Raw genomic sequence first — 1,099 nt, 5'->3', positions numbered from 1 at the left:
CGGCTGTGAAGGGCTTGGGTCATGGCGCTGGCGGTGAGGTGACAGGAATCAACAGTGTACTCAACAGGCGCCTGGCTTTGAAGTAGGGCAAGCTGCGAATAGGAATATGATCACCCAATTCTAAACACTTATCGAAACGCCGGGTCCTTCCAATGGGGAAGGTAAGCGTCGTCAATAAGAGAAAGTCGTGTCGATGCAAATTTCAATGAATGACGTGATCACTGAGCAGGAAGTGATTGACATCTACAAGGCCAATAACTGGTCGTCTGCAGAAAAACCAAAAGAACTGATGGCCGCGCTGCGCAATTCCCACAGCCTGGTGACGGCCCGCGCAGCTGGAAAATTAATTGGCATCGGCAATGCCATTTCCGATGGATATCTGGTGGTTTATTTCCCGCATATGCTCGTGGACCCGCTGTCGCAAGGACTAGGCGTCGGCAGAAGGATGATGGCGGCAATGCTGGAAAAATACGCGGGGTTTCACCAACAAATGCTGACAGCAGACGGCAAGGCCATCGACTTCTACAAGTCCGTGGGTTTTGTTCGCGCGGGGAACACGGAGCCCATGTGGATCTATGCAGGTGATGAGCACTGAAATGAGGAGGCCGGAAAACTTCTCCATGCAATAGTCAAATAAGCATACGCAACTATGCATTGGCGACCTTTGGGGGATAAGTCGCCAACGACGTCAGCCGGCCAGAACAGACTTATTCGGAATTCCAGGCGGACCAACTGGCTTGTAGTCAATCGTACGAGGATGCTTGGTGACTACAAGGAAGTGCTTGGCCGTCCGGGGAAGTAAAACTACCAAGGTGCCAATCGTCGTAAGTCCTTGATTTCAATAAAGTGGTTTTTACCTAGCAGGCAGATTTACTTCTCATTCAAATGAAGAGAGTTTGACAATCACCGGAAGTCGTGTTGTACTTCGTTCATCCTTGTTCCGCGGCTTGGAGTGGCAATGGCGACGACACCGGGAGTGTCAGGATTTTTGTGTGTCCGGAGTCATTTAGCTAATTTCAATGCTTGGTCACAGGTGCGCCGTAAAGCGCTCGGCGAACAGAATGGCGAATTGGTTTTTCGCGGCACGCCAAGTGATGGC

At 51.0% G+C, this 1,099-nt stretch carries 1 protein-coding gene; it reads left to right on the top strand.

All coding sequences use genetic code 11. From position 1 onward, the window contains the following. Positions 1 to 205 precede the first annotated feature (205 nt). Positions 206 to 595 (top strand): GNAT family N-acetyltransferase, encoded by a 390-nt coding sequence (locus tag CSZ94_RS27330; RefSeq protein WP_219726066.1) that lies wholly within the window; start codon positions 206 to 208, stop codon positions 593 to 595. The last annotated feature ends 504 nt before the right edge of the window (positions 596 to 1,099 follow it).

It is taken from the genome of Janthinobacterium sp. ROICE36, from assembly GCF_002869965.1.
In the GTDB taxonomy this organism is placed as follows: Bacteria; Pseudomonadota; Gammaproteobacteria; order Burkholderiales; family Burkholderiaceae_D; genus Janthinobacterium.
This window is presented reverse-complemented; position numbering and strand designations above follow the sequence as displayed.